A 19594-nucleotide genomic window follows, 5' to 3' on the forward strand; every position below is an offset into this window, starting at 1 on the left:
CCAGGTGGCTAAACCGTAGAGCTGGCCTTGCTGGCGGGTTTGAAAGGTTTGGTATTGAACTTGCCGTGCGGCAAGGTAGCCAGGCGCTTGAGCATCCAACGGCAGTAGCCCTGTATGCCCAGGCATTTGTTCAGCTCGTCCACCGGCAGCGGGCCGGACACCACCACGATGTCGTTGGCGCTGTCTTGCGCCCCCGCCGCCCGCAGACGGCGCCGCGCGCCCATGGCCCAGGACTGGATGCGCGTGGGGTCGCCATGCTGGTGCAGCTCGCCAGTGCTGGCGTCAAAGGCAATGGCCACCGTGTCCGTCTTCAACCGAAAGCGACGCTCACCCGTGACCGCGCTGGGAGGCGTGGACATGTCGTACAGGTAGTAGCTGCCACCTTTGAGTTGGTATTGCAAATCCATAGGGTTTACGGCGGAGGGAGGGCCTCATTGTGGACGAATTTTGGCGACGCCCAAATAAGTATTACGAGCATACCCGAAGCCCAAGCGCCGCCAATCGCCCCGGCCGCCCCCCCAACGATAATCGGGGCATGACTACACCGCACACGCTCGCCACTTCTGGCACCTCCTCGTCCGATTTCAGCAGCCTGCCCCTGGCACCGGCCATGCTGGCCAACCTGGAGCAACTGGGTTATTTGCAAATGACGCCCATCCAGGCCGCCAGCCTGCCGCTGGCCTTGCTGGGGCAAGATTTGATCGCCCAGGCCATGACTGGCAGCGGCAAGACCGCCGCCTTTGCCCTGACCCTGCTGGCCAACCTGAACCCACGCCGCTTCGCCATCCAAAGCATGGTGCTGTGCCCCACACGCGAACTGGCCGACCAGGTGACCACCGAAATCCGCCGCCTGGCGCGCGCCGAGGAGAACATCAAGGTCGTCACCCTGTGTGGCGGCGTAGCCCTGCGCGGCCAGAACGCCAGCCTGGAGCACGGCGCCCACATCGTGGTCGGCACACCGGGCCGCATCATGGACCACCTGGAGCGCGGCAATCTGGACCTGTCGGCACTGAACACCCTGGTGCTGGACGAGGCCGACCGCATGCTGGACATGGGCTTCTTCGAAGACATGGTGACCGTCATCAAGCAGTGCCCGAAAGAACGCCAAACCCTGCTGTTCTCGGCCACCTACCCCGAGGGCATCGAGAAGCTGAGCCAGCAGTTCATGCGCACGCCCAAGAGCATCACCGTGCAGGCGCAGCACGCCACGACCAAAATTTCGCAGCGCTGGTACCAGGTGGAAAAGTCCGAGCGCCTAACTACGGTGGGCAAGTTGCTAAACCACTTCCGCCCCGAGAGTGCGCTGGCCTTCTGCAACACCAAGGCCCGGTGCCGCGAACTGGTGGACGCGCTGCAGGCCGAGGGCTTCAGCGCGCTGGCGCTGTACGGCGAGCTGGAGCAACGTGAGCGCGACCAGGTGCTGGTGCAGTTTGCCAACCGCAGCTGCAGCGTGCTGGTGGCCACCGACGTGGCCGCGCGCGGGTTGGACATCGCCGACCTGGCTGCCGTCATCAACGTGGACGTAACACCCGACTCCGAGGTGCACATCCACCGCATCGGCCGCACCGGCCGCGCGGGTGCGGAAGGTTTGGCGCTGAACCTGGCGTCGATGAACGAGATGGGCTTCGTCGGCAAGATCGAAGTGCTGCAGGGCCGCGAATCCGAGTGGCACAAGCTGGACGAGCTGACACCCACCAGCAAGGAACCGCTGCGCCCGCCGATGATGACGCTGCAGATCACTGGCGGCCGCAAGGAAAAGATCCGCGCTGGCGACGTGCTGGGCGCGCTGACCGGTGACGCCGGCTACACCCGTGAACAGATCGGCAAGATCAATGTGAACGAATACTCCACCTACGTGGCGGTAGACCGCCGCATCGCCCATGAGGCCGAGCGCAAGCTGAACGCCGGCAAGATCAAGGGCAAGAGTGTGCGGGTGCGGCTGCTGACGGAGCAGAGCGATCTATAAGAAATGAGCCGCTGGCGCAGGTACTACCTGCGCTGTCAGCTATTATTTTTGCAGCACGCCGGGGCGCAGCATTTCCACGTGCGGAATGTCGTCTTCCAGGTACATCTCGCCCACAGCCTCAAATCCAAAGCTTTGGTAGAACTTCAGCAGGTACTGCTGGGCGCTGATGCGATTGGCTTGCCCAGGCCAGGTCTGGTCGCAGCGCCGCAAGGCCTCGCTCAGCAACTGCTGGCCTAGGCCCTGGCCGCGAAAGGCCGGCGCGGTAAGCACCCGGCCCAGCGAAGGTTCGGGGTATTTGCTGCCAGGGTCGGTCACGCGCAGATAAGCCGCCAGATCGTCGCCCGCCCAGGCCAGCAGGTGCCAGCACTGCAGGTCGTAGGCATCGGTGTCCTGGTAGACGCAGTTCTGCTCCACCACAAACACCGCATCACGCAGCAGCTTGGCGGCGTGGAAGTCGCGGGCGCGCAGGTCGTCCATGCGCGCCCACTGGAAGCGCAGAGGCGTCATGCCTGTGCGTTTTGCAGAGCGGCGATACGCGCCTCAATCGGCGGGTGGGTGGAAAACAGCTGGCCTATGCTGCCGGCAATACCGAAGGCGGCCACGCTCTTGGGCAGTTCTGCCGTGTGCAGGCCGCCCAGGCGCGCCAGGGCGTTGATCATGGGCTGGCGGCGCCCCATCAGCTGGGCGGCACCGGCATCGGCGCGGAATTCGCGGTGGCGCGAGAACCAGGCCACCACCATGGAGGCGGCAAAGCCGAGCACGATGTCCAGCACGATGGTGCTGATGTAGTAGCCAATGCCGGGGCCGCTGTTGCGGTCGTCACCCTTGCGCAGGAAGCTGTCTACCGCGTAGCCGATGACGCGGCTCAGGAACACCACAAAGGTGTTCATCACGCCCTGGATCAGGGTCATGGTGACCATGTCGCCATTCGCCACGTGGGCGATCTCGTGGCCCAGCACGGCTTCGATTTCTTCGTGCGTCATGCTTTGCAGCAGGCCGGTGGAGACGGCCACCAGGGCCGAGTTCTTGAACGCGCCGGTGGCGAAGGCATTCGGCGCGCCTTCAAAAATACCGACCTCGGGCATGCCAATCTGGGCCTTGTCGGCCAGGCGGCGCACAGTGTCCACAATCCAGGCCTCGTCGGCGTTCTGTGGCTGCTCGATCACATGCACGCCCGAGCTCCACTTAGCCATGGGCTTGCTCATCAGCAGCGAAATGATGGCGCCGCCAAAGCCCATTACCAGCGCGAAGCCGAGCAAGGAGCCCAGGTTCAGGCCGTTGGCCGTCAGGTAACGGTTCACCCCCAGCAGGCTGGCCACGATGCCCAGCACCGTGACCACCAAGACATTGGTAAGAATGAACAGAAGAATGCGTTTCATAGTTTTTCCCGTGGAATGACTGGGGTTTAGATGGGGTTTCGTGAAAGAAGTTCAAGCCACACAGCGCGGAGGACGGAACACCTGGGCATCGTCATAAAACTCCGACTGGGTGTTTTCAGACCACCAACCCGGCACGCCCAGGACTGGCAAGGGCAGGAACGGCTTGCAGGCCAGACCCGAGGCACTCAGTTGGGCCGCCACCTGCGCGTCCACGTCCGCTATTGAATGTATAGCTACCGGCGCGCAGTATATGTGCGCCACCATGGGTTTTCTAGGCTTAACCAGCTTCTCCATGAGGGCATGGCCGAACATCAGCAGTTGGGCCTGACCCCACAGCGGACGCAGGGTGACGAACAAGCGCTGCCAATCGCGGGTCCGCAGCGCCTCCCATAGCGCGGGCGGCGCGATGAGGAAGGCGCCGTTCTCGTCCAGCACCGTCAACGCGTCGCGCACCGGGCCGCGCAAGGGCTTGACGCCTGCCGCGGCAATCTCGGCCGCCTGCAGCTGGTTCAGCCGGGTCTTGGTCTGCGGGAAATGCAGCCAGCATAAGCCGTTGAAGAAATCGTGCAGGTTGTCGCGCGTGGGCACGGTGCGGGTGCGGAAGATAAAGGCCTCATAGGCCTCGCCGGGCGGCAAGGCGCTTTGCGGCACAAAGCCTACCGGCGCCGGGCCGGCCGCGTGCAAGGCAGCGGCCACGCTCGCCCCCTGCTGCCAGGCTTGGCCAGCAGGTTCGCCCAGCGCGCGCAGAGGCTGCAGCCAGGGCTGAGCCCAATCCACCCCCTCCGTTTCACTGTTTGTATCTTGCATACAGAACCTTAGTCCCTCATAAAAACTACAATGCATTCTTGTGCCATCCGCACGCCAGAAGGAACCCGAACCATGGCCCAAAAATTTGACATCGAGATGCCCAAGTCGCTCACGGAAATCGTGGCCCAGCGTGTGCGGCAGGCGATTATTGACGGTGAATTTGCACTGGGCCAGATGATCTCGGAGGAAACACTGGCCGAGTCATTTGGCGTGAGCCGTACACCGGTGCGCGATGCTCTGACGCTACTGCAAAGCACCGGCCTGGTGGTGATCCGCTCCAAGCGCGGCAGCTTTGTATTCCAGCCAGACGAGGCCGATGTGCAGGCGATCTGCGACTTCCGCGCCATGCTGGAGCTGCACGGCGCCATGCTGTCGCGCGCGCTGCGTCGCGAGGCCACGTTGACCACGCTGCAAGGCATTTACCAGCAGATGCAGGACGCGATTGCCGCGGACGACGATGTGACTTATGGGCATTGCGACTCGGCCTTCCACGAAGCGCTGTTTGCCCACTGCGGCAACCCCTATGTGGTGAACTCCTACGCCCTGGTGTCGGGCAAGATCGCGGCGCTGCGCACGCATATGTCCAAGCAGTATTCAGACGCCCGCAGCGTGTCCATGGACGAGCACGCGCAGATCATCCGCTGCGTAGACGCAGGCGACTTCGAGCAATTGAAGCAATTGCTGAATCTGCACGTGGGCCGCACAGTGGACGCCTTCCGCCTGGCCAGTGCCAGCGCGCTGTTGGAAGCCAGTGCGCTATTGCCCAAGCTGCGCCCCAGCGCCTGAACCACCGCGTCACCAGAAGCGCCCCCATGCATCCCACCCTCCGACTTCAGCAGTTGCTACAGAGCGGCAAGATCGTCATGGCGCCCGGCGCGCCCGACGCCATCACTGCCCGGCTGGTGCAAAAGGCCGGCTTCCCCGCCGTCTACATGACCGGCTTTGGCGCCACCGCCAGCCGCCTCGGCACGCCGGACATCGGCCTGCTGAGCCAGACCGAGATGACCAGCCACGCGCGCGACATGGCGCGGGTGGTCGACATCCCCATCATTGCCGACGCCGACACTGGCTACGGCGGTCCGTCCAACATCCAGCGTACGGTGCGCGAATACATCCAGGCCGGCGTGGCCGCCATCCATCTGGAAGACCAGGTGGCACCCAAGCGCTGCGGCCAGATGGCCGGCATCCGCCTGATGGATGCGCAGGAAAACGCGCTGCGCTTGCAGTGCGCCATCGAAGCCCGGGGCAGCGACCCGCTGCTGATGATCGGCCGCACCGACGCCCTGCCCGCCATGGGCCTGGAGGAAGCCATACGCCGCGCCCATCTGTACCAGGCCGCAGGCGTGGACCTGGTGTTCGTCGATGGCATCAAGAAGATCGCCGAGGTAGAAGCGATTGCCAAGGCTGTGCCGGGGCCCAAGGTGGTGTCCATCGTCGATGGCAATGAGACCACAGCGCTAACCGCGCGGGACCTGCAGGACATGGGCTTCTCCGTGGTGTTCTACGCAGTAACAGCTCTATTCACCGCAGTGAAAGCCGTGTCCGATGCGCTGGCCGAGCTACAGCGTGCCGGCACACCACGCGGCAGCGCAGGCGGCATGGTCAGCTACGCCGAATTCAGCAGCCTGGTAGACCTGGATTTCCACAAAGACTTAGATGACCGCTTTGGAGCCTGACATGACCACACCCGCCTGCCGCTACTGCACCGCCACCCTGGCGGAACTAGACAGCCTGATGGTCCATATCCGCGACCTGGAGCATTCACGCGTGTTCCTGCTACGCGACCAGACGCACCGGGGCCGCTGCATCGTGCTGCTGAAACAGCATGCGCGGGAATTGTTCGAGCTCGCGCCCCAGGTTTTGGGCGGCTTCATGCAGGAGGTGGCGCAGGTGGCCGCCGCCATCACCCAGCTAGGCCACTGCGACAAGGTGAACTACGCCATTTACGGTGACCTGAACGAACACATCCACATGCACCTGGTGCCCAAGACCCGCAACGGGCCCAACTGGGGCCAGGCCTTTGTGCTGACGCAAGACAGACCGGTAGCACTGCCCGACGCCGACTTCCAGGCCACGCTACAAAAACTGCAGCTGCTACTGCAGTAAATACCTGCGTTAGCGGCCGATTTAACCCTTGCCCAGCGGCGGCAAGACGTCCTTCACCACGGGCTTACCACCCTTGATTTCGATGATGAAGCTTTCGCGGTCGATGTCGCCCTTGTCGTCAAAGGTCACGTCCATCAGCACGCCGGGCTCGTCCGCCACCTTGATGGTCATGCCGTGCAGCTGTTTGGCCACGGCCACGCGGTCGAACTTGCCGACCTTCTGGATCGCGGCCTTGAGCATGTAGACGCCCTGGTAGCCTTTGATGCCGTTGTGGTCGGGCACGAAGTTATAGGCCTTGACGAACTTGTCGCGCACCATCTTGATCCCGGCAATCGGCGCATCGGCCGACATCTCGGTATGGCCCACCACGCCATTGGCGGCGTCACCGGCCAAGTCGATCACCTTCTGGCCCAGCAGGGTGACATCACCGACGATGGGCTTGTCCCAGCCCTGCTTACGCAACTCGCGCACCGCGCGGGCCGACTCTTCTTCGTTCAGGTAGACGAACACCGCGTCGGCATTGGCCTGCTTGGTGCGCACCACGGCGGCAGAGAAGTCCACCTGGCCGGCTTCAGTGGAAACATCGGCCACCACGTCCACGCCGTAGGTTTTGAGCGCGCTGGTGATGGCGTCGCGGCCGGGTTTGCCGAAGTCGCTGTTCACAAAAATCACCGCCACCTTCTTCACCTTCAGGTTCTGCGCAATGTAGCGCGCCGCCTTGGGCATGGAGTTGGTCTGCGTCAGGCCGGTGCGGAAGATGTAGGGGCTGCCTTGCTGGGTTACCAGGGCTCCGGCGGCCGCAGTGAAATTGGGCACCTCAGCGCGCCGCGTCTCGGTCTGGCTGACCAGGATAGAACCGGTGAACACCGGGCCGAAGATGGCAAACGCGCCGTCATCAATCGCCCGCACCACCAGGCCCTTGGCCACGCCAGGGTTGGTCTGGGTGTCCATATTCGTGACCTCGATCTTGCGGCCCAGGATGCCGCCTGCGGCATTGATGTCCTTCACAGCCAGCTCTATGCCCGACTTGAACATGGTGCCCGCCGTGGCCCCAGCCCCGGACAACTCCACCACATTGAAGATTTTGATGGCCTCGCCCTGGGCCCACAGCGGCGCGCTGCTGCACAAGGCGCTGGCGCCAACGGCGGTAATGAGGGTTCTGCGCTGAATGCTCATTTTTTGTCTCCTGGATCGGTCAATGTCCTGCTGAGGACTATATGCAGCTGCCGTGGTAACCGGCTATTTTCTGCGCCTGAATATTAATGTACAGTATCCAGAACCTTACATACATCAGTTTTTTTGCACTCCTATGACCTCCTCTACCGCCGCCGAACTTGCCCTTCAGGACCTGCGCCAACAGCTGGGTTCCGCCGTTTTTCTGGCCGACGAGGTGCCCGCCCGTAACCGCAATGACTACAGCGGCCTGCCGCCCACCACGCCGTTGGCCATGGTACGCCCGGCCGATACCGAAGGCGTAGCCACGGCCCTGCGCATCTGCCACGCGCACAGTATTGCCGTGGTACCCCAGGGTGGCCTGACCGGCCTGTGCGGCGGCGCCCGCGCGCTGGACGACGAGATCGCCTTGTCGCTGGAGCGCCTGGTGGGGATTGAAGAAATTGACTCCGCCTCGGCCACCATGACCGTGCTGGCCGGCACGCCGCTGGAGGTGGTGCAGCAGGCAGCAGCAGCAGCCGGCTTCTTCTGCCCGCTGGACTTGGGCGCGCGCGGCTCGTGTGCGATTGGCGGCAACCTGTCCACCAATGCCGGCGGCAACCGCGTCATCCGCTATGGCATGGCGCGCGACATGGTGCTGGGACTGGAGGCAGTGCTGGCCGACGGCACAGTGGTCAGCAGCCTGAACAAAATGATCAAGAACAACGCGGGTTTTGACCTGAAGCACATCTTCATCGGCAGCGAAGGCACGCTGGGCATCATCACGCGCGTGGTGTTACGCCTGTTTCCCAAGCCCTCCTCCACCATGGTGGCGCTGTGTGCGGCCGAGGACTACGGCACAGTGCTGAAGCTGCTGACCGCGGCGCGCAACGGCCTGGGCCCGATGCTGTCGGCCTTCGAGGTGATGTGGCCCGACTACTGGGATATGGCCACGCAAAAAGTGCGCGGCGTGCGCAACCCCTTCGCCGCCGATGGCCGCCGCTACGGCGCTTATGTGCTGGTGGAGGCCCTGGGCACCGATCCGGCGCGCGACGGCCCCAACTTCGAAGCCTGGCTGGCCCAGTTGCTGGAAGACGGTACCGTTCCCAACGCCGTGGTGTCGCAGTCGCTGGCCGATGAAAAAGCCTTCTGGGGCGTGCGCGACGCCTGTGCCGAATTCCACCAGCTCTGGCCCGGCCACCTGGCTTACGACATCGGCCTGCCGGTGGTGAACATGGACGAATACGCCGTGCGTTGCAAGGCCGCCCTCAGCGCCCAGCTACCGGGCTGCGAGGCCGTGTTCTACGGCCACATCGGCGACGGCAATGTGCACATCGTGGCCTACCAAAGCGGCGTGGCCGCCCAGCCCAAGGACGCAGCAGATGAAATCATCTACGGCCTGGTGCGCGAATACGGCGGCACGGTGTCGGCCGAGCACGGCATTGGTACCATGAAGCGCCGCTGGCTAGCCCATGCGCGCTCGCCCGAGCAGATTGCCCTGATGCGCACGCTCAAAGCCGCACTGGACCCGAAGAACATTCTGAATCCAGGCAAGGTAATTTAAGCCGACTTAGAGCAGACGCCAGGGCAGCGCTTCACCCGAACGCAGCGGCTTGAGCTGGGCTTCACCGAAGGGGAAGCTCTCGGGCGGGGTCCAGCTTTCCTTCACCAAGGTAATGGTGCCCTGGTTACGCGGCAGGCTGTAGAAGTCCGGACCGTTGAAGCTGGCAAAGGCTTCCAACTTGTCCAGCGCACCGGCGTTGTCGAAGGCTTCGGCATACAGCTCCATCGCCGCATGGGAGGTATAGCAGCCGGCGCAGCCGCTGGCATGCTCTTTCAGGTGCGCGGCGTGTGGTGCGCTGTCCGTTCCCAGGAAGAACTTGTGGCTGCCGCAGGTAGCCGCCTCGACCAATGCCACACGGTGGGTTTCGCGCTTCAGCACCGGCAGGCAGTAGTAGTGAGGGCGGATGCCACCGATGAAGATGGCATTGCGGTTGTACAGCAGGTGGTGGGCCGTGATGGTGGCAGCCGTGAACTGGTCGGCAGCTTGCACGTACTGCGCAGCCTCTTTGGTCGTGATGTGCTCGAAGACGATCTTCAGCTCGGGGAAGTCGCGGCGCAGCGGGATCATTTGGCGGTCGATGAACACGGCCTCGCGGTCAAACAGGTCGATGTCGGCGTTGGTCACTTCGCCATGCACCAGCAGCAGCATGCCGGCGCGCTGCATGGCTTCCAGCGTCTTGTAGATCTTGCGCAAGTCGGTCACGCCGGCGTCGCTATTGGTGGTGGCGCCAGCGGGGTACAGCTTGGCGGCGACCACACCAGCGTCTTTGGCGCGGGCAATCTCGTCGGGTGACAGGCTGTCCGTCAGGTACAGCGACATCAGGGGCTCGAAACTTACGCCTGCAGGCACGGCGGCCAGAATGCGCTCTTTGTAGGCCAGCGCCTGGGCGGTACTGGTGACCGGCGGGCGCAGGTTCGGCATGATCAGGGCGCGGCCAAACTGGGCGGCTGCGTGCGGCACAACGGTGTGCAGCGCGGCGCCGTCGCGCACATGCAAATGCCAGTCGTCTGGCCGGGTCAGGGTAATGGTGGAGGCGGTGGTCATGCCCCAGATTGTCGCTGAAGCCGCCCCCGCCGGTATCAGCCCTGGCTGGGCCCCGACAGGCTGAGGCCGGTGCTGCCGCCATAGCCACCGGCGACCGGTACCTTGCCATTGCGCTCCAGCTTGAAGGTGCTGACGGCTGCGGCCAGCTGCACCGCATGGCCATTCATGGTGTCTGCGGCAGCAGCGCTTTGCTCAACCAAGGCCGAGTTCTGCTGCGTCATCTGGTCCAGCGCGGCAATGGCGGAGTTGATCTGGCCAATGCCCCGGCTTTGCTCGGTGGCCGCAGCCGTGATTTCGCTGAGGGTATCAGTCACACGCTGCACCGAGCTAACGATTTCACCCATGGTGGCGCCCGCATCGGCGACCAGACGCGTGCCTTTTTCGACCCGCTCGACGCTGGCGCCGATCAAGATCTTGATCTCCTTGGCGGCCTGGGCCGACCGGCCGGCCAGGCTACGTACCTCGCTGGCCACCACGGCAAAGCCACGGCCCTGCTCGCCGGCACGTGCAGCTTCCACTGCAGCGTTCAAGGCCAGGATATTGGTCTGGAAAGCTATGCCGTCGATGACGGTGATGATGTCTGCAATCTTCTTGGAGCTGCCGTTGATGTCGTCCATGGTGGTCACCACTTCCGACACTACCGCGCCGCCGCGCGCAGCCACCTGCGCGGCCGACATTGCCAGCTGGTTAGCTTGCTGGGCAGCGTCTGCGCTGTGCGAAACGATACCGGTCAGGTTGTCCATGGCATGCGCGGTCTGCTGCAGATTGGATGCGGTTTGCTCGGTACGCTGGCTTAGGTCCTGGTTGCCGGCAGCCACCTCGCTGCTGGCCACCTGAATGGAGTCCGCCGCCAGGCGGATGCCACCGACCAGGGATTTGAGTTTTTCCTGCATGGCGGAAATGGCCTGCAACACCCGGCCAGTCTCGTCAAAAATACGTACCTCGACCTGGGACGACAAGTCACCAGTGGCAATGCGTTCAGCCAGCACCACTGCGCGGTTCATGGGAGCGGTCAAAGTCGTTGTGATGTGCCAGGTAATGACACCTCCGGCCACCAGCGCAATCGCCACCAGCACGCCCTCCACGAGGAAGGCCTGCTTCTCCAAATCCTGCACCTCGGCGGCGGCAACCTCGGTCTGCTTACGCTGCAGCTCGATCAGCTCGGACACCTTAGCCCGCAGATCGGCTTCGGCCGGGCGCACCCGCTTCATCAAGGTCATCACTGCAGCCACGTTGTCGCCATCCATGGCCTGCTTCAACGCATCCCTGACTTCTGGAAAAGCTTTTTTGCTGATCTGGGAAATATCGGCGATCAAAGCCCGCTCCTGCTCGGACGCACCTGGCTGTGACAGCAACGCATTCAGCTCTTGCTCGGTCTTCAGATAGGTGGCTTCGGCAGTCTGGGCGGCCTTGAACTCGACATCCAGTTGCTTGGGGTCCAGCTCGGTGAACAAGGCCACCGAGCGGCTCTGTATAGCCATACTGCTGATCGAACCCATCAGCTGGTTGGCCAACTCGCTCTTGCGGTTATTGGTGTGGACGATCCTGTCCACATGGGCTCCCAAGAGGTGCATGGCATACATGCTGGTGGCGGCCACGGCCACCAGCAAAGCCAGTATGTTCACAAACCCCAGGGTAAGACGGCGGGCAATCGAGAGGGAGCGGGAGAGGTGGAATGCCATTGTGTACCCTGGAGGTGTGGTGGTCTGACTTAGTGCGCCAGGATCTTGTTCAAAAAGTCCTTGGTGCGCGGCTGGCGGTTTTCCGGATGGCTGAAGAACTCGTCTTTAGAGCAGTCTTCCAGGATCTTGCCACCCACGTCGATAAAGATCACGCGGCTGGCGACCTTGCGTGCAAAGCCCATTTCATGGGTTACGCACATCATGGTCATGCCTTCCTTGGCCAAGGTCACCATCACGTCCAGCACCTCGCCGACCATTTCGGGGTCAAGCGCAGAAGTGGGTTCATCAAACAACATGACCATCGGGTCCATGCTCAGCGCACGGGCAATCGCCACGCGCTGCTGCTGGCCGCCAGAGAGCTGACCAGGGAACTTGTCCTTATGCGCCATCAGGCCCACGCGGTCCAGCATCTTCAGGCCACGGACCTTGGCGTCGTCGGCAGAGCGGCCCAACACCTTGATTTGCGCGAGGGTCAGGTTTTCGGTTACCGACAGATGCGGGAACAGTTCGAAATGCTGGAACACCATGCCAACGCGGCTGCGCAGCTTGGGCAAATCTGTCTTGGGGTCGTGCAACGCAATGCCGTCCACAAAAATCTCGCCCTTCTGGAAGGGCTCCAGCGCGTTGACGGTTTTGATCAGCGTCGATTTGCCCGAGCCTGACGGACCGCACACCACCACCACATCGCCCTTTTTGATACTGACATTGCAGTTGTTCAGCACCTGAACCGGGCCATACCATTTGGAAACGTTTTTAATTTCAATCATGTTTTACTCCACGAATCTGTATCAGCGAATGATCGCAATCTTGAGCTGCAGCTTTTTAACGATATAGGACAGGCCAAAGCAAAGCAGGAAATACACCACCGCAGCCAGCAAGTAGGCTTCTTCCGGGCGTCCATAGAGCTTGCCGGCGGTCGTGAAGCCCTTAAGCAAATCGTAGGCACCAATGGCATAGACCAAGGATGTGTCCTGGAACAGGATGATGGTCTGCGTCAGCAGCACCGGCAGCATGTTGCGAAATGCCTGGGGCAGTATCACCAGCTTCATGTTCTGCCCGTAGGTCATGCCCAAGGCCTGGCCGGCATGCACCTGGCCACGCGGGATGGACTGGATACCGGCGCGCATGATCTCGCTAAAGTAGGCCGCTTCAAATGCAATGAAAGTGATGGCGGCAGAATATTCCGACCGGTAGTTAGCCCCGTCGGGCAGATACGAATAAAAGCTGCTAGGCACCAGCAGGAAGAACCACAGAATCACCATCACCAGCGGGATGGAGCGCATCACGTTGACGTAGACAGTGGCCGGCCACATCAGCAACTTGGCGCCCGACAGCCGCATCAAAGCCAGCACCGTGCCCAGCAAAATGCCGCCGATCGTGGCAATCACCGTCAATTCAATACTGAAGAGAAACCCCTTCTGGACGAACTTGCTGATGATCTCCCAGCTGAAAAACGAAAGGTCTAGTCCGCCCATATCAATGTCCCCCTCCGGTACCGCCGGCTACGATAAAGCCGGGGATCGCCATTTTTTTCTCAACAAAACCCATCACGCGATTCACGGCAAAGGCCGAAACCGCATACAACAAGGTCACGCCCAGATACACCTCAATACCGCGAGAGGTTTCTTCCTGGGCTTGCATGGCAAACATGGTGAGCTCAGAAATCGATACCGCAAACGCCACGGACGAGTTTTTCAACAGGTTCATGGACTCGCTGGTCAGCGGCGGGAAGATGATGCGAAACGCCATCGGCAAAATCACATAGCGATAGGTCTGGAAAGTAGAAAAACCCATGGCCATGCCCGCATAGCGCTGCCCCTTGGGCAGAGCCTGGATGCCCGCACGGACCTGCTCGGCAATACGCGCCGAGGTAAAGAAGCCCAGCGACACAACGACCAGCGCAAAGCCCGGTACCTTTTGCATCGCAGGAAAAATCTTGGGCACCACAAAGTACCAAATAAAAATTTGCACCAGCAGCGGAATATTGCGGAACAGCTCCACCCACAGATTGGCGAAACGCACGAGCCAAGGACTGTTGGGCAAGGTCCGCAGAGTTCCCATCAAGGCCCCGACCACCATGGACACTACCCAGGAACAACCGGCCACGGCCAAGGTCCAGCGCCAAGCCTCCATCATCCACTGCAGATAGGTACGCCCACTGCCGTCATCGTTGAGAAATATCTGCCAATCCAAACCCATAACGCTCTCCTCCAAAAATATGCCGCTCAGATGGGTTGCGGCCATGGCGCAGCCCTTTGGCAAACAAAAACCCCGCCCCTATAAAAAAGGGGGGCGGGGTTTGGTTTACCTACTTACTTATTTTTTTGCGTAGTCTTCGGCAGGCTTATCGTTCAGATTTGCCCAGGCAGCCTTGGTCGCATCGCTGGCAGGCAGCCCCACCTTGGTGTTCTTCGGAGGAATGGGCTGCATGAACCACTTGTCATACAGTTTTGCCATTTCGCCCGACTTGACCATGCCAGCAATCGTGTCGTCTGCCAGCTTCTTGAACGCAGGGTCATCCTTGCGCAGCATGATGCCAATAGGCTCAACGCTCAGCACTTCGCCAACAATCTTGTAATCCGCAGGCGACTTGGAGGTGGCGATGTTACCGGCCAGAATCTGGCCGTCCATCACGAACGCGTCGGCACGGCCGGATTCCAGCAGCAAGAAGCTGTCGGCGTGGTCCTTGCCAAAAACTTCCTTGAAGTCCACACCATTGGCGCGCTCATGCTTGCGCAGCAGCTGAACCGAAGTTGTTCCGGTGGTAGTCGCTACGCTCTTGCCATTCAACTGGGCGATCGAGGTAATGCCGGAATTGGCCTTGGTGGCAATACGCACTTCTTCCACATACACGGTATTGGCAAACGACACGTCTTTTTGGCGTGTGGCGTTGTTGGTGGTGGAGCCGCACTCAATATCCACCGTGCCGTTTTGCACCAGTGGAATACGGTTTTGCGAAGTCACCAGCTGGTACTTGGTTTCCAGCTTCTTGCCTGCTGCCTTTTCCAGATTGGCGATGATGTGCTGGCACACTTCGACGTGGAAGCCGGCAAACTTACCATCACCCAGGGTGTAGGACAGCGCGCCAGACGAATCACGCACACCCATCGTCACCACGCCCGATGCCTTGACCTTGCCAATGGTGTCCGAGGCTTGCGCAAAAGCGCCGCCTACTGCCAAAGCGGATACAGCCAAAGCCAACAAATGCTTCTTCATGAAAAACTCCTGGATAAAAGTAAGAACTACACAACGCAAATTTTAGGGACTACGCTCCGCGGGATAACCCTTGCGCCCGCATTTGGTGCACATCATGTGCGCACAAATACACATTTCACACTATGCAGACTCTGTGCCTGCCATCATGCAACTACCGCATAACTTACTCCGGTTTGGACACCAAGGACTGGAAAATGGTGGCCAACTGAGGACTCATGGGTAGATTGATGCCGGGCCCAGATGGCAAAGGACGCAGAAACCAGCGGGTATACAGCCGCTCCAGATCTCCCTCTTCCGCCTGGCGGCGAAAACTTTGCTCCACCAGCTGCGCCAACGCAGCGTCGTCCTTGCGGAACATGATGCCGTAGGGGTCATAGGATAAAAACTCGCCCACCACCGCAAACTCGGCCTGGGCCTTGTTCTGCGCCAGCAGGCCGTAAAGCAGGACATCATCGGTAGCGAACGCATCCACCTTGCCCGCCTTGAGCTCGGCAAACGACTCAGCATGGTCACGCGCCACCACCAGTTGCAGCCCAAGCTTGAACTTGTCCGACAGGGCGCGCATGGTTTTCTCATTCGTGGTGCCCTCGGACACCACGACGCGCTTACCGACCAGGTCACGGAACGAACGCAACGCAGACTCTTTGCGGACCATCAACTTGGTGCCGGACACAAAGGTGACGGGAGAGAACGCCACCTGCTTTTCGCGCTCCACGTTATGGGTGGTGGAGCCGCACTCCAAATCCACCTGCCCCGAGCTCACCGCCTGCATGCGCGACTCGGCCGTCACCGGCTGCCAGCGCAGTACCAGCTCGCGGCCCAGCTCATCCTCCATGGAGGCCACCAGGGCACGGCAGATATCGATGGCGTAGCCTATGGGCTCCCCCCGGACTGACAGATAGGAAAAAGGCACCGACGAAGCCCGGTAGCCTATGGTCACAGCCCCGGTATCCCAGGCCTTTTTCAAGGTCCCGGTCAGCGCCTGGGCATGGCCGGCGCTGGCCATCAGGACTGCCACTGCGCCGGTCAGCAGGCATTGAGTCCACTTAAACGGCATGCTGTGCACCTTTACTGGCTGACGACCCGGACGGTCGCTGCATCCATGGCGCGGGCATTCATTTCAGCCGCCTCCTCTGGCAGCAACTCTTTTTCCCACTTTGCAACGACGGCAGTGGCGATGGAATTGCCCACCGCATTGGTGGCCGAACGCCCCATGTCCAGGAAGGTATCCACGCCCAGAATCAGCAATAAACCTGCCTCAGGAATATGGAACTGGTTCAGCGTAGCCGCAATCACCACCAGGGAGGCACGTGGCACGCCAGCCATGCCCTTGGAGGTCATCATCAAAATCAGCAGCATGGTGATCTGCGTGGACAGCGGCAGATGGATGTCATAGGCCTGGGCAATGAATAGCGTGGCAAAGGTGCAGTACATCATGGAGCCGTCCAGGTTGAACGAATATCCCATGGGCATCACAAAGCTGGAAATCTTGCGCTTCACGCCGAAACGGTCCAGCGCATCCAGAATCTTGGGGTAGGCGGCTTCCGAACTGGCGGTAGCAAACGACAGCAAAAACGCCTCCTTGATCAGCACCAACAGCTTGAACACGCGCGGCCCCAGAAAGGCAAAGCCTGCCAGTATCAACACGCCCCACAGCAGGAACAGGCCCAGATAGAAGTCGCCCATGAAGACCGCGAACTTCAGCAAAATCTCCAGCCCGTTCACAGAAACTGTAGCAGCCATCGCAGCCAGCACGGCCAGTGGCGCCAGTTTCATCACATAACCGGTAATCTTCAGCATGACGTGCGAAAGCTCGTCGATGGCCGTCACCAGCACCTTGGCCTTGTCGCCCAATGCGGCCATGGCCACGCCGAAGAACATCGAGAACACCACGATCTGCAGAATTTCGTTATTCGCCATGGCTTCGGCAAAAGACTTGGGCACCAGATGGCTGACAAAGTCCTTGAGGGTAAATTTGGAGGTAGCCAAGCCGGCAGACGCACCAATGTCGGGCAAGGGCAGACCCAGGTTTTTGCCGGGCTCCAGCAGATTGGCCATCACCAATCCCAGCACCAGCGAAATCAACGACGCGGTCACAAACCAGCCCAGGGCCTTGCCGAACACCCGGCCTACCGCCGACGCATCGCCCATGTGGGCGATGCCCACCACCAGCGTAGAAAACACCAGCGGCGCAATCAGCATCTTGATCAGACGCAGAAAGATGTCCGACATGATGGAGATGTAGCCTGCAATCTCGCTGGCGGCCTTCTTGTCGGGGAAGTTGAGAAACACCACGTAGCCGATCAGGATGCCCAGCAGCATGGCTAAAAGTATGGTGACTGCCGGAGGCATTTTGCGTTTCATATGTCTTCCTATTTCTGTACATCGGACCCGCGGCGGAAGCTCATGCCCCGCACGGGCCGTGGTGATCCATGGCGCGGATGGCCAGCAAGTCCAGGGCTAACATCCGCCGCCCCCCGGCACAAGCACACCGCCCGTCCAAGCGCCATACCGCCCAAAAACCTCCATGCAATGCGGCTATCCGCAGTGTGCAAGTCTCCAGGCTTCATGAAGGTGGCGAACTGTAAATGTCTGTTTCGCCAAACACCAATGCTGATTGCGCGCCGCCATATGCAAACTTTTCATAGTCCGCCGAGTGCGCTGATTCCAGCATTTGGACCACCGACGCATGAACGCCAACGGCCGGCTTACTTCGCAGTTTTTTGGGATGCCAGGTAGGTCCACAAGGCCTGGGCGGTACCCTTGGCCGCCGTGGGGCCACTGGGCTTTTCGCGGTAGGCCCGCACATCCATGGTCATCTCCAGCCCGGTCAAACCGGGTGGCGCAGCACTCACCAGTTTGCGTGTTCGCAACTCTTTCTTGACAGCACTGTAGGGCAAAAACGCAATGCCGTGGCCCTCCAGGGCCATGGCCTTCAGGCCCTCTGCCATGTCGGTCTCATACACCCGGTCCAAGTGGATGGGCGTGGCCGACTGCTTCAAAATCATGTCCACCGTCTGGCCCAGATAGGCGCCCGGCGCGTAGCCCAGGTAGGGCAGCAGTTGCCCTGGGCGACCCGGCAGCTGGAACAACGGCGCGCCCTCGGAATCCGCCTTGACGTAGGGCGCAATCACCTCCTGCCCCAGGCTCACCATCTCATAGCGATCGGCGGCCAGCTGAAAGGGCTGGGAACTGTGGTGGTAGGCAATCAACAGGTCGCAGCTACCTTCCACCAGACGCATCACCGCGTCGTGCACATTCAGGGCAATCAGACGGCTTTTGATCGGTCCAAACTTTTCGCGCAGCAAAGACACCCAGGCCGGGAAGAAGGTGAACGCCAGGGTATGCGGCACGGCAAACTCGATCACGTCCTGCCCGGCCGAATGGTGGCCCCGCAGCATGGCGCGTGTACTTTGCAGCGCCTGCAACATCTCCAGCGATTGCGCGTAAAGGGTTTCGCCGGCGGGCGTGAGCCGCGTCGGGTACGAGCTGCGGTCCACCAGGTCGGTACCGGCCCAGCCCTCCAGCGCCTGGATGCGGCGCGAGAACGCCGGCTGGGTCACGTGCCGCAACTGGGCGGAGCGGCTGAAGCTGCGGGTTTCAGCCAAGCTGATGAAATCTTCTAGCCATTTGGTTTCCATGGCCAGATTATGGCCGCAGCCCCGAAACCCACACGCCAATCCTAAATCGGGGAAACCACGGCCTGCCCCGCGAAGTGCCGGGTCGCGTTCTCAATGAAGCGCTGCACCGATGCCTCAATGGCCTGGGGCGACCAGCCCCCCAGGTGCGGCGTCAGCACCAGATTGTCGAAGCCCAGCAGCTCTGCGGGCGGCAGGGGCTCGCTCTCGTACACATCCAGGCCGGCACCGGCGATCTGGCCGCTGCGCAAGGCTTCGGCCAGCGCAGCGGTATCCACCACGCTACCGCGTGCCACGTTCACCAGATAGCCTCCAGCCCCCAGTGCAGCCAGCACCTCGGCATTCACCAGATGGCGCGTCGCCGGCCCACCGGGCGTGGCCACCACCAGAAAGTCGGCCCATGCAGCCAAAGACAGCAGATCAGCAAAGTAGCGGTGCGGTACCTGCTCTTGCTGCTTGCGGCCGTGGTAGCCAATCTGCATGCCGAAGCCCAGCGCCCGTTGGGCCACCTTGTGGCCAATGCCGCCCAGGCCGACGATACCCAGGCGGCGGTATGAAACGCTGGCCGGCAACGGCAAGGCATCGCGCCACAGGCCCTGGCGGCATTGTTGGTCCAGCTTGGGTACATTGCGCACCACGGCCAGCAGCAGGGCCATGGCGTGGTCGGCCACGCAGTCGTCATTGGTGCCGGCGCCGTTGGCCAGCACCAAGCCACGCGCCCTGGCGTGGGCCAGGTCGATATTTTCAAACCCCACACCCAGGGCGCAGACCAGTTGCAGCGCGGGCATGGCGTCCATTTCGGCTGCCGTCAGCCCTACGCTGCCAATGGTCAGCACCACCTGGATGGCCGGGCCATCGGCCGCTACATGGGCGGCCCGCAAATCCGCCGTGGGCGCGTAAATCAGGTCAAAGAATGGCGTGATCATGGCCTGGTGGACATCGGCCATGTAGTTCAAGACAAGCAGTTTGGGACGTAGTGATGGCATGGTCAGAACGGTCTATCCAATTGGTGGGCTCCACCATTTACTATTAAATTCATA

At 61.4% G+C, this 19594-nt stretch carries 20 protein-coding genes; 5 read left to right on the forward strand and 15 right to left on the reverse strand.

The genetic code is table 11. From position 1 onward, the window contains the following. Positions 1–8 precede the first annotated feature (8 nt). The gene (locus AC07O2_RS02590) at positions 9–407 is read right to left on the reverse strand and encodes a hypothetical protein (protein WP_495074173.1); all 399 of its coding nucleotides are present in this window, start codon (positions 405–407) and stop codon (positions 9–11) included. A gap of 128 nt (positions 408–535) precedes the next feature. On the opposite strand from AC07O2_RS02590, the gene dbpA reads away from it, so the two are divergent. Next, a complete protein-coding gene (gene dbpA, locus AC07O2_RS02595) occupies positions 536–1966 on the forward strand; it encodes an ATP-dependent RNA helicase DbpA (protein WP_495074174.1) in 1431 nt (476 codons plus the stop codon). A gap of 42 nt (positions 1967–2008) precedes the next feature. Here dbpA and AC07O2_RS02600 read toward each other — a convergent pair whose 3' ends face one another. Genes AC07O2_RS02600 through AC07O2_RS02610 form a run of 3 tightly spaced genes read right to left on the reverse strand, consistent with a single transcriptional unit; the run spans position 2009 to position 4152 of the window. Beyond that, the gene (locus AC07O2_RS02600) at positions 2009–2473 is read right to left on the reverse strand and encodes a GNAT family N-acetyltransferase (protein ID WP_495074175.1); all 465 of its coding nucleotides are present in this window, start codon (positions 2471–2473) and stop codon (positions 2009–2011) included. After that, positions 2470–3345, reverse strand: coding sequence for a protease HtpX (htpX, locus tag AC07O2_RS02605; protein ID WP_495074176.1), 876 nt, complete (start codon positions 3343–3345; stop codon positions 2470–2472). Before htpX ends, AC07O2_RS02600 begins: the two co-directional genes overlap by 4 nt. A 51-nt stretch (positions 3346–3396) precedes the next feature. Further along, the gene (locus AC07O2_RS02610) at positions 3397–4152 is read right to left on the reverse strand and encodes a DUF3025 domain-containing protein (protein ID WP_495074177.1); all 756 of its coding nucleotides are present in this window, start codon (positions 4150–4152) and stop codon (positions 3397–3399) included. Positions 4153–4224: 72 nt separating this feature from the next. Between AC07O2_RS02610 and AC07O2_RS02615 the strand changes: the two genes are divergently transcribed. From AC07O2_RS02615 to AC07O2_RS02625, 3 genes are read left to right on the forward strand one after another with little or no spacing between them, the layout of a single operon-like run. After that, on the forward strand, positions 4225–4938 hold the full coding sequence (locus tag AC07O2_RS02615; RefSeq protein ID WP_495074178.1) for a GntR family transcriptional regulator: 714 nt from the start codon (positions 4225–4227) through the stop codon (positions 4936–4938). Positions 4939–4964: 26 nt separating this feature from the next. Continuing rightward, on the forward strand, positions 4965–5828 hold the full coding sequence (locus AC07O2_RS02620; protein WP_495074179.1) for an isocitrate lyase/PEP mutase family protein: 864 nt from the start codon (positions 4965–4967) through the stop codon (positions 5826–5828). 1 nt (position 5829) lies between these two features. Continuing rightward, on the forward strand, positions 5830–6258 hold the full coding sequence (locus AC07O2_RS02625; RefSeq protein WP_495074180.1) for an HIT family protein: 429 nt from the start codon (positions 5830–5832) through the stop codon (positions 6256–6258). A 21-nt stretch (positions 6259–6279) separates the two neighbouring features. On the opposite strand, the gene AC07O2_RS02630 is transcribed toward AC07O2_RS02625, so the two are convergent. Further along, positions 6280–7434: an ABC transporter substrate-binding protein gene (locus tag AC07O2_RS02630; protein WP_495074181.1), complete on the reverse strand. Its 1155-nt coding sequence runs from the start codon at positions 7432–7434 to the stop codon at positions 6280–6282. Positions 7435–7567: 133 nt separating this feature from the next. Here AC07O2_RS02630 and AC07O2_RS02635 point away from each other — a divergent pair, with 133 nt between their 5' ends. Then, positions 7568–8974, forward strand: a complete 1407-nt coding sequence (locus tag AC07O2_RS02635; protein ID WP_495074182.1) for an FAD-binding oxidoreductase — start codon at positions 7568–7570, stop codon at positions 8972–8974. A gap of 6 nt (positions 8975–8980) precedes the next feature. On the opposite strand, the gene pyrC is transcribed toward AC07O2_RS02635, so the two are convergent. The 10 genes from pyrC to AC07O2_RS02685 all read right to left on the reverse strand — a co-directional run bounded on the left by pyrC (position 8981) and on the right by AC07O2_RS02685 (position 19540). Beyond that, positions 8981–10018, reverse strand: a complete 1038-nt coding sequence (pyrC, locus tag AC07O2_RS02640) for a dihydroorotase (protein ID WP_495074183.1) — start codon at positions 10016–10018, stop codon at positions 8981–8983. A 35-nt stretch (positions 10019–10053) separates the two neighbouring features. Next, on the reverse strand, positions 10054–11700 hold the full coding sequence (locus tag AC07O2_RS02645) for a methyl-accepting chemotaxis protein (RefSeq protein WP_495074184.1): 1647 nt from the start codon (positions 11698–11700) through the stop codon (positions 10054–10056). A gap of 29 nt (positions 11701–11729) precedes the next feature. Then, the gene (locus AC07O2_RS02650; protein WP_495074185.1) at positions 11730–12467 is read right to left on the reverse strand and encodes an amino acid ABC transporter ATP-binding protein; all 738 of its coding nucleotides are present in this window, start codon (positions 12465–12467) and stop codon (positions 11730–11732) included. Positions 12468–12488: 21 nt separating this feature from the next. Then, entirely contained in the window at positions 12489–13175 is a 687-nt protein-coding gene (locus tag AC07O2_RS02655) for an amino acid ABC transporter permease (RefSeq protein ID WP_495074186.1), read from the reverse strand. A 1-nt stretch (position 13176) separates the two neighbouring features. Continuing rightward, on the reverse strand, positions 13177–13899 hold the full coding sequence (locus AC07O2_RS02660; RefSeq protein ID WP_495074187.1) for an amino acid ABC transporter permease: 723 nt from the start codon (positions 13897–13899) through the stop codon (positions 13177–13179). 117 nt (positions 13900–14016) lie between these two features. Next, positions 14017–14916 (reverse strand): amino acid ABC transporter substrate-binding protein, encoded by a 900-nt coding sequence (locus AC07O2_RS02665; RefSeq protein WP_495074188.1) that lies wholly within the window; start codon positions 14914–14916, stop codon positions 14017–14019. Positions 14917–15079: 163 nt separating this feature from the next. Beyond that, positions 15080–15973: an amino acid ABC transporter substrate-binding protein gene (locus AC07O2_RS02670; RefSeq protein WP_495074189.1), complete on the reverse strand. Its 894-nt coding sequence runs from the start codon at positions 15971–15973 to the stop codon at positions 15080–15082. A gap of 11 nt (positions 15974–15984) precedes the next feature. Next, complete coding sequence (locus AC07O2_RS02675; protein WP_495074190.1) at positions 15985–17280, reverse strand: dicarboxylate/amino acid:cation symporter; 1296 nt, start codon at positions 17278–17280, stop codon at positions 15985–15987. Positions 17281–17624: 344 nt separating this feature from the next. Next, positions 17625–18557, reverse strand: a complete 933-nt coding sequence (locus AC07O2_RS02680) for a LysR substrate-binding domain-containing protein (RefSeq protein ID WP_495074191.1) — start codon at positions 18555–18557, stop codon at positions 17625–17627. A gap of 41 nt (positions 18558–18598) precedes the next feature. Further along, a complete protein-coding gene (locus AC07O2_RS02685; protein WP_495074192.1) occupies positions 18599–19540 on the reverse strand; it encodes a 2-hydroxyacid dehydrogenase in 942 nt (313 codons plus the stop codon). Positions 19541–19594 lie beyond the last annotated feature (54 nt).

It is taken from the genome of Rhodoferax sp. GW821-FHT10B06 (genome assembly GCF_059415605.1).

What these genes read in the sequence shown, in the direction of transcription:
- AC07O2_RS02590 (WP_495074173.1), bottom strand. Translation starts at nt 407, where the DNA reads ATGGATTTGCAATACCAACTCAAAGGTGGCAGCTACTACCTGTACGAC.
- dbpA (WP_495074174.1), top strand. Translation starts at nt 536, where the DNA reads ATGACTACACCGCACACGCTCGCCACTTCTGGCACCTCCTCGTCCGAT.
- AC07O2_RS02600 (WP_495074175.1), bottom strand. Translation starts at nt 2,473, where the DNA reads ATGACGCCTCTGCGCTTCCAGTGGGCGCGCATGGACGACCTGCGCGCC.
- htpX (WP_495074176.1), bottom strand. Translation starts at nt 3,345, where the DNA reads ATGAAACGCATTCTTCTGTTCATTCTTACCAATGTCTTGGTGGTCACG.
- AC07O2_RS02610 (WP_495074177.1), bottom strand. Translation starts at nt 4,152, where the DNA reads ATGCAAGATACAAACAGTGAAACGGAGGGGGTGGATTGGGCTCAGCCC.
- AC07O2_RS02615 (WP_495074178.1), top strand. Translation starts at nt 4,225, where the DNA reads ATGGCCCAAAAATTTGACATCGAGATGCCCAAGTCGCTCACGGAAATC.
- AC07O2_RS02620 (WP_495074179.1), top strand. Translation starts at nt 4,965, where the DNA reads ATGCATCCCACCCTCCGACTTCAGCAGTTGCTACAGAGCGGCAAGATC.
- AC07O2_RS02625 (WP_495074180.1), top strand. Translation starts at nt 5,830, where the DNA reads ATGACCACACCCGCCTGCCGCTACTGCACCGCCACCCTGGCGGAACTA.
- AC07O2_RS02630 (WP_495074181.1), bottom strand. Translation starts at nt 7,434, where the DNA reads ATGAGCATTCAGCGCAGAACCCTCATTACCGCCGTTGGCGCCAGCGCC.
- AC07O2_RS02635 (WP_495074182.1), top strand. Translation starts at nt 7,568, where the DNA reads ATGACCTCCTCTACCGCCGCCGAACTTGCCCTTCAGGACCTGCGCCAA.
- pyrC (WP_495074183.1), bottom strand. Translation starts at nt 10,018, where the DNA reads ATGACCACCGCCTCCACCATTACCCTGACCCGGCCAGACGACTGGCAT.
- AC07O2_RS02645 (WP_495074184.1), bottom strand. Translation starts at nt 11,700, where the DNA reads ATGGCATTCCACCTCTCCCGCTCCCTCTCGATTGCCCGCCGTCTTACC.
- AC07O2_RS02650 (WP_495074185.1), bottom strand. Translation starts at nt 12,467, where the DNA reads ATGATTGAAATTAAAAACGTTTCCAAATGGTATGGCCCGGTTCAGGTG.
- AC07O2_RS02655 (WP_495074186.1), bottom strand. Translation starts at nt 13,175, where the DNA reads ATGGGCGGACTAGACCTTTCGTTTTTCAGCTGGGAGATCATCAGCAAG.
- AC07O2_RS02660 (WP_495074187.1), bottom strand. Translation starts at nt 13,899, where the DNA reads ATGGGTTTGGATTGGCAGATATTTCTCAACGATGACGGCAGTGGGCGT.
- AC07O2_RS02665 (WP_495074188.1), bottom strand. Translation starts at nt 14,916, where the DNA reads ATGAAGAAGCATTTGTTGGCTTTGGCTGTATCCGCTTTGGCAGTAGGC.
- AC07O2_RS02670 (WP_495074189.1), bottom strand. Translation starts at nt 15,973, where the DNA reads ATGCCGTTTAAGTGGACTCAATGCCTGCTGACCGGCGCAGTGGCAGTC.
- AC07O2_RS02675 (WP_495074190.1), bottom strand. Translation starts at nt 17,280, where the DNA reads ATGAAACGCAAAATGCCTCCGGCAGTCACCATACTTTTAGCCATGCTG.
- AC07O2_RS02680 (WP_495074191.1), bottom strand. Translation starts at nt 18,557, where the DNA reads ATGGAAACCAAATGGCTAGAAGATTTCATCAGCTTGGCTGAAACCCGC.
- AC07O2_RS02685 (WP_495074192.1), bottom strand. Translation starts at nt 19,540, where the DNA reads ATGCCATCACTACGTCCCAAACTGCTTGTCTTGAACTACATGGCCGAT.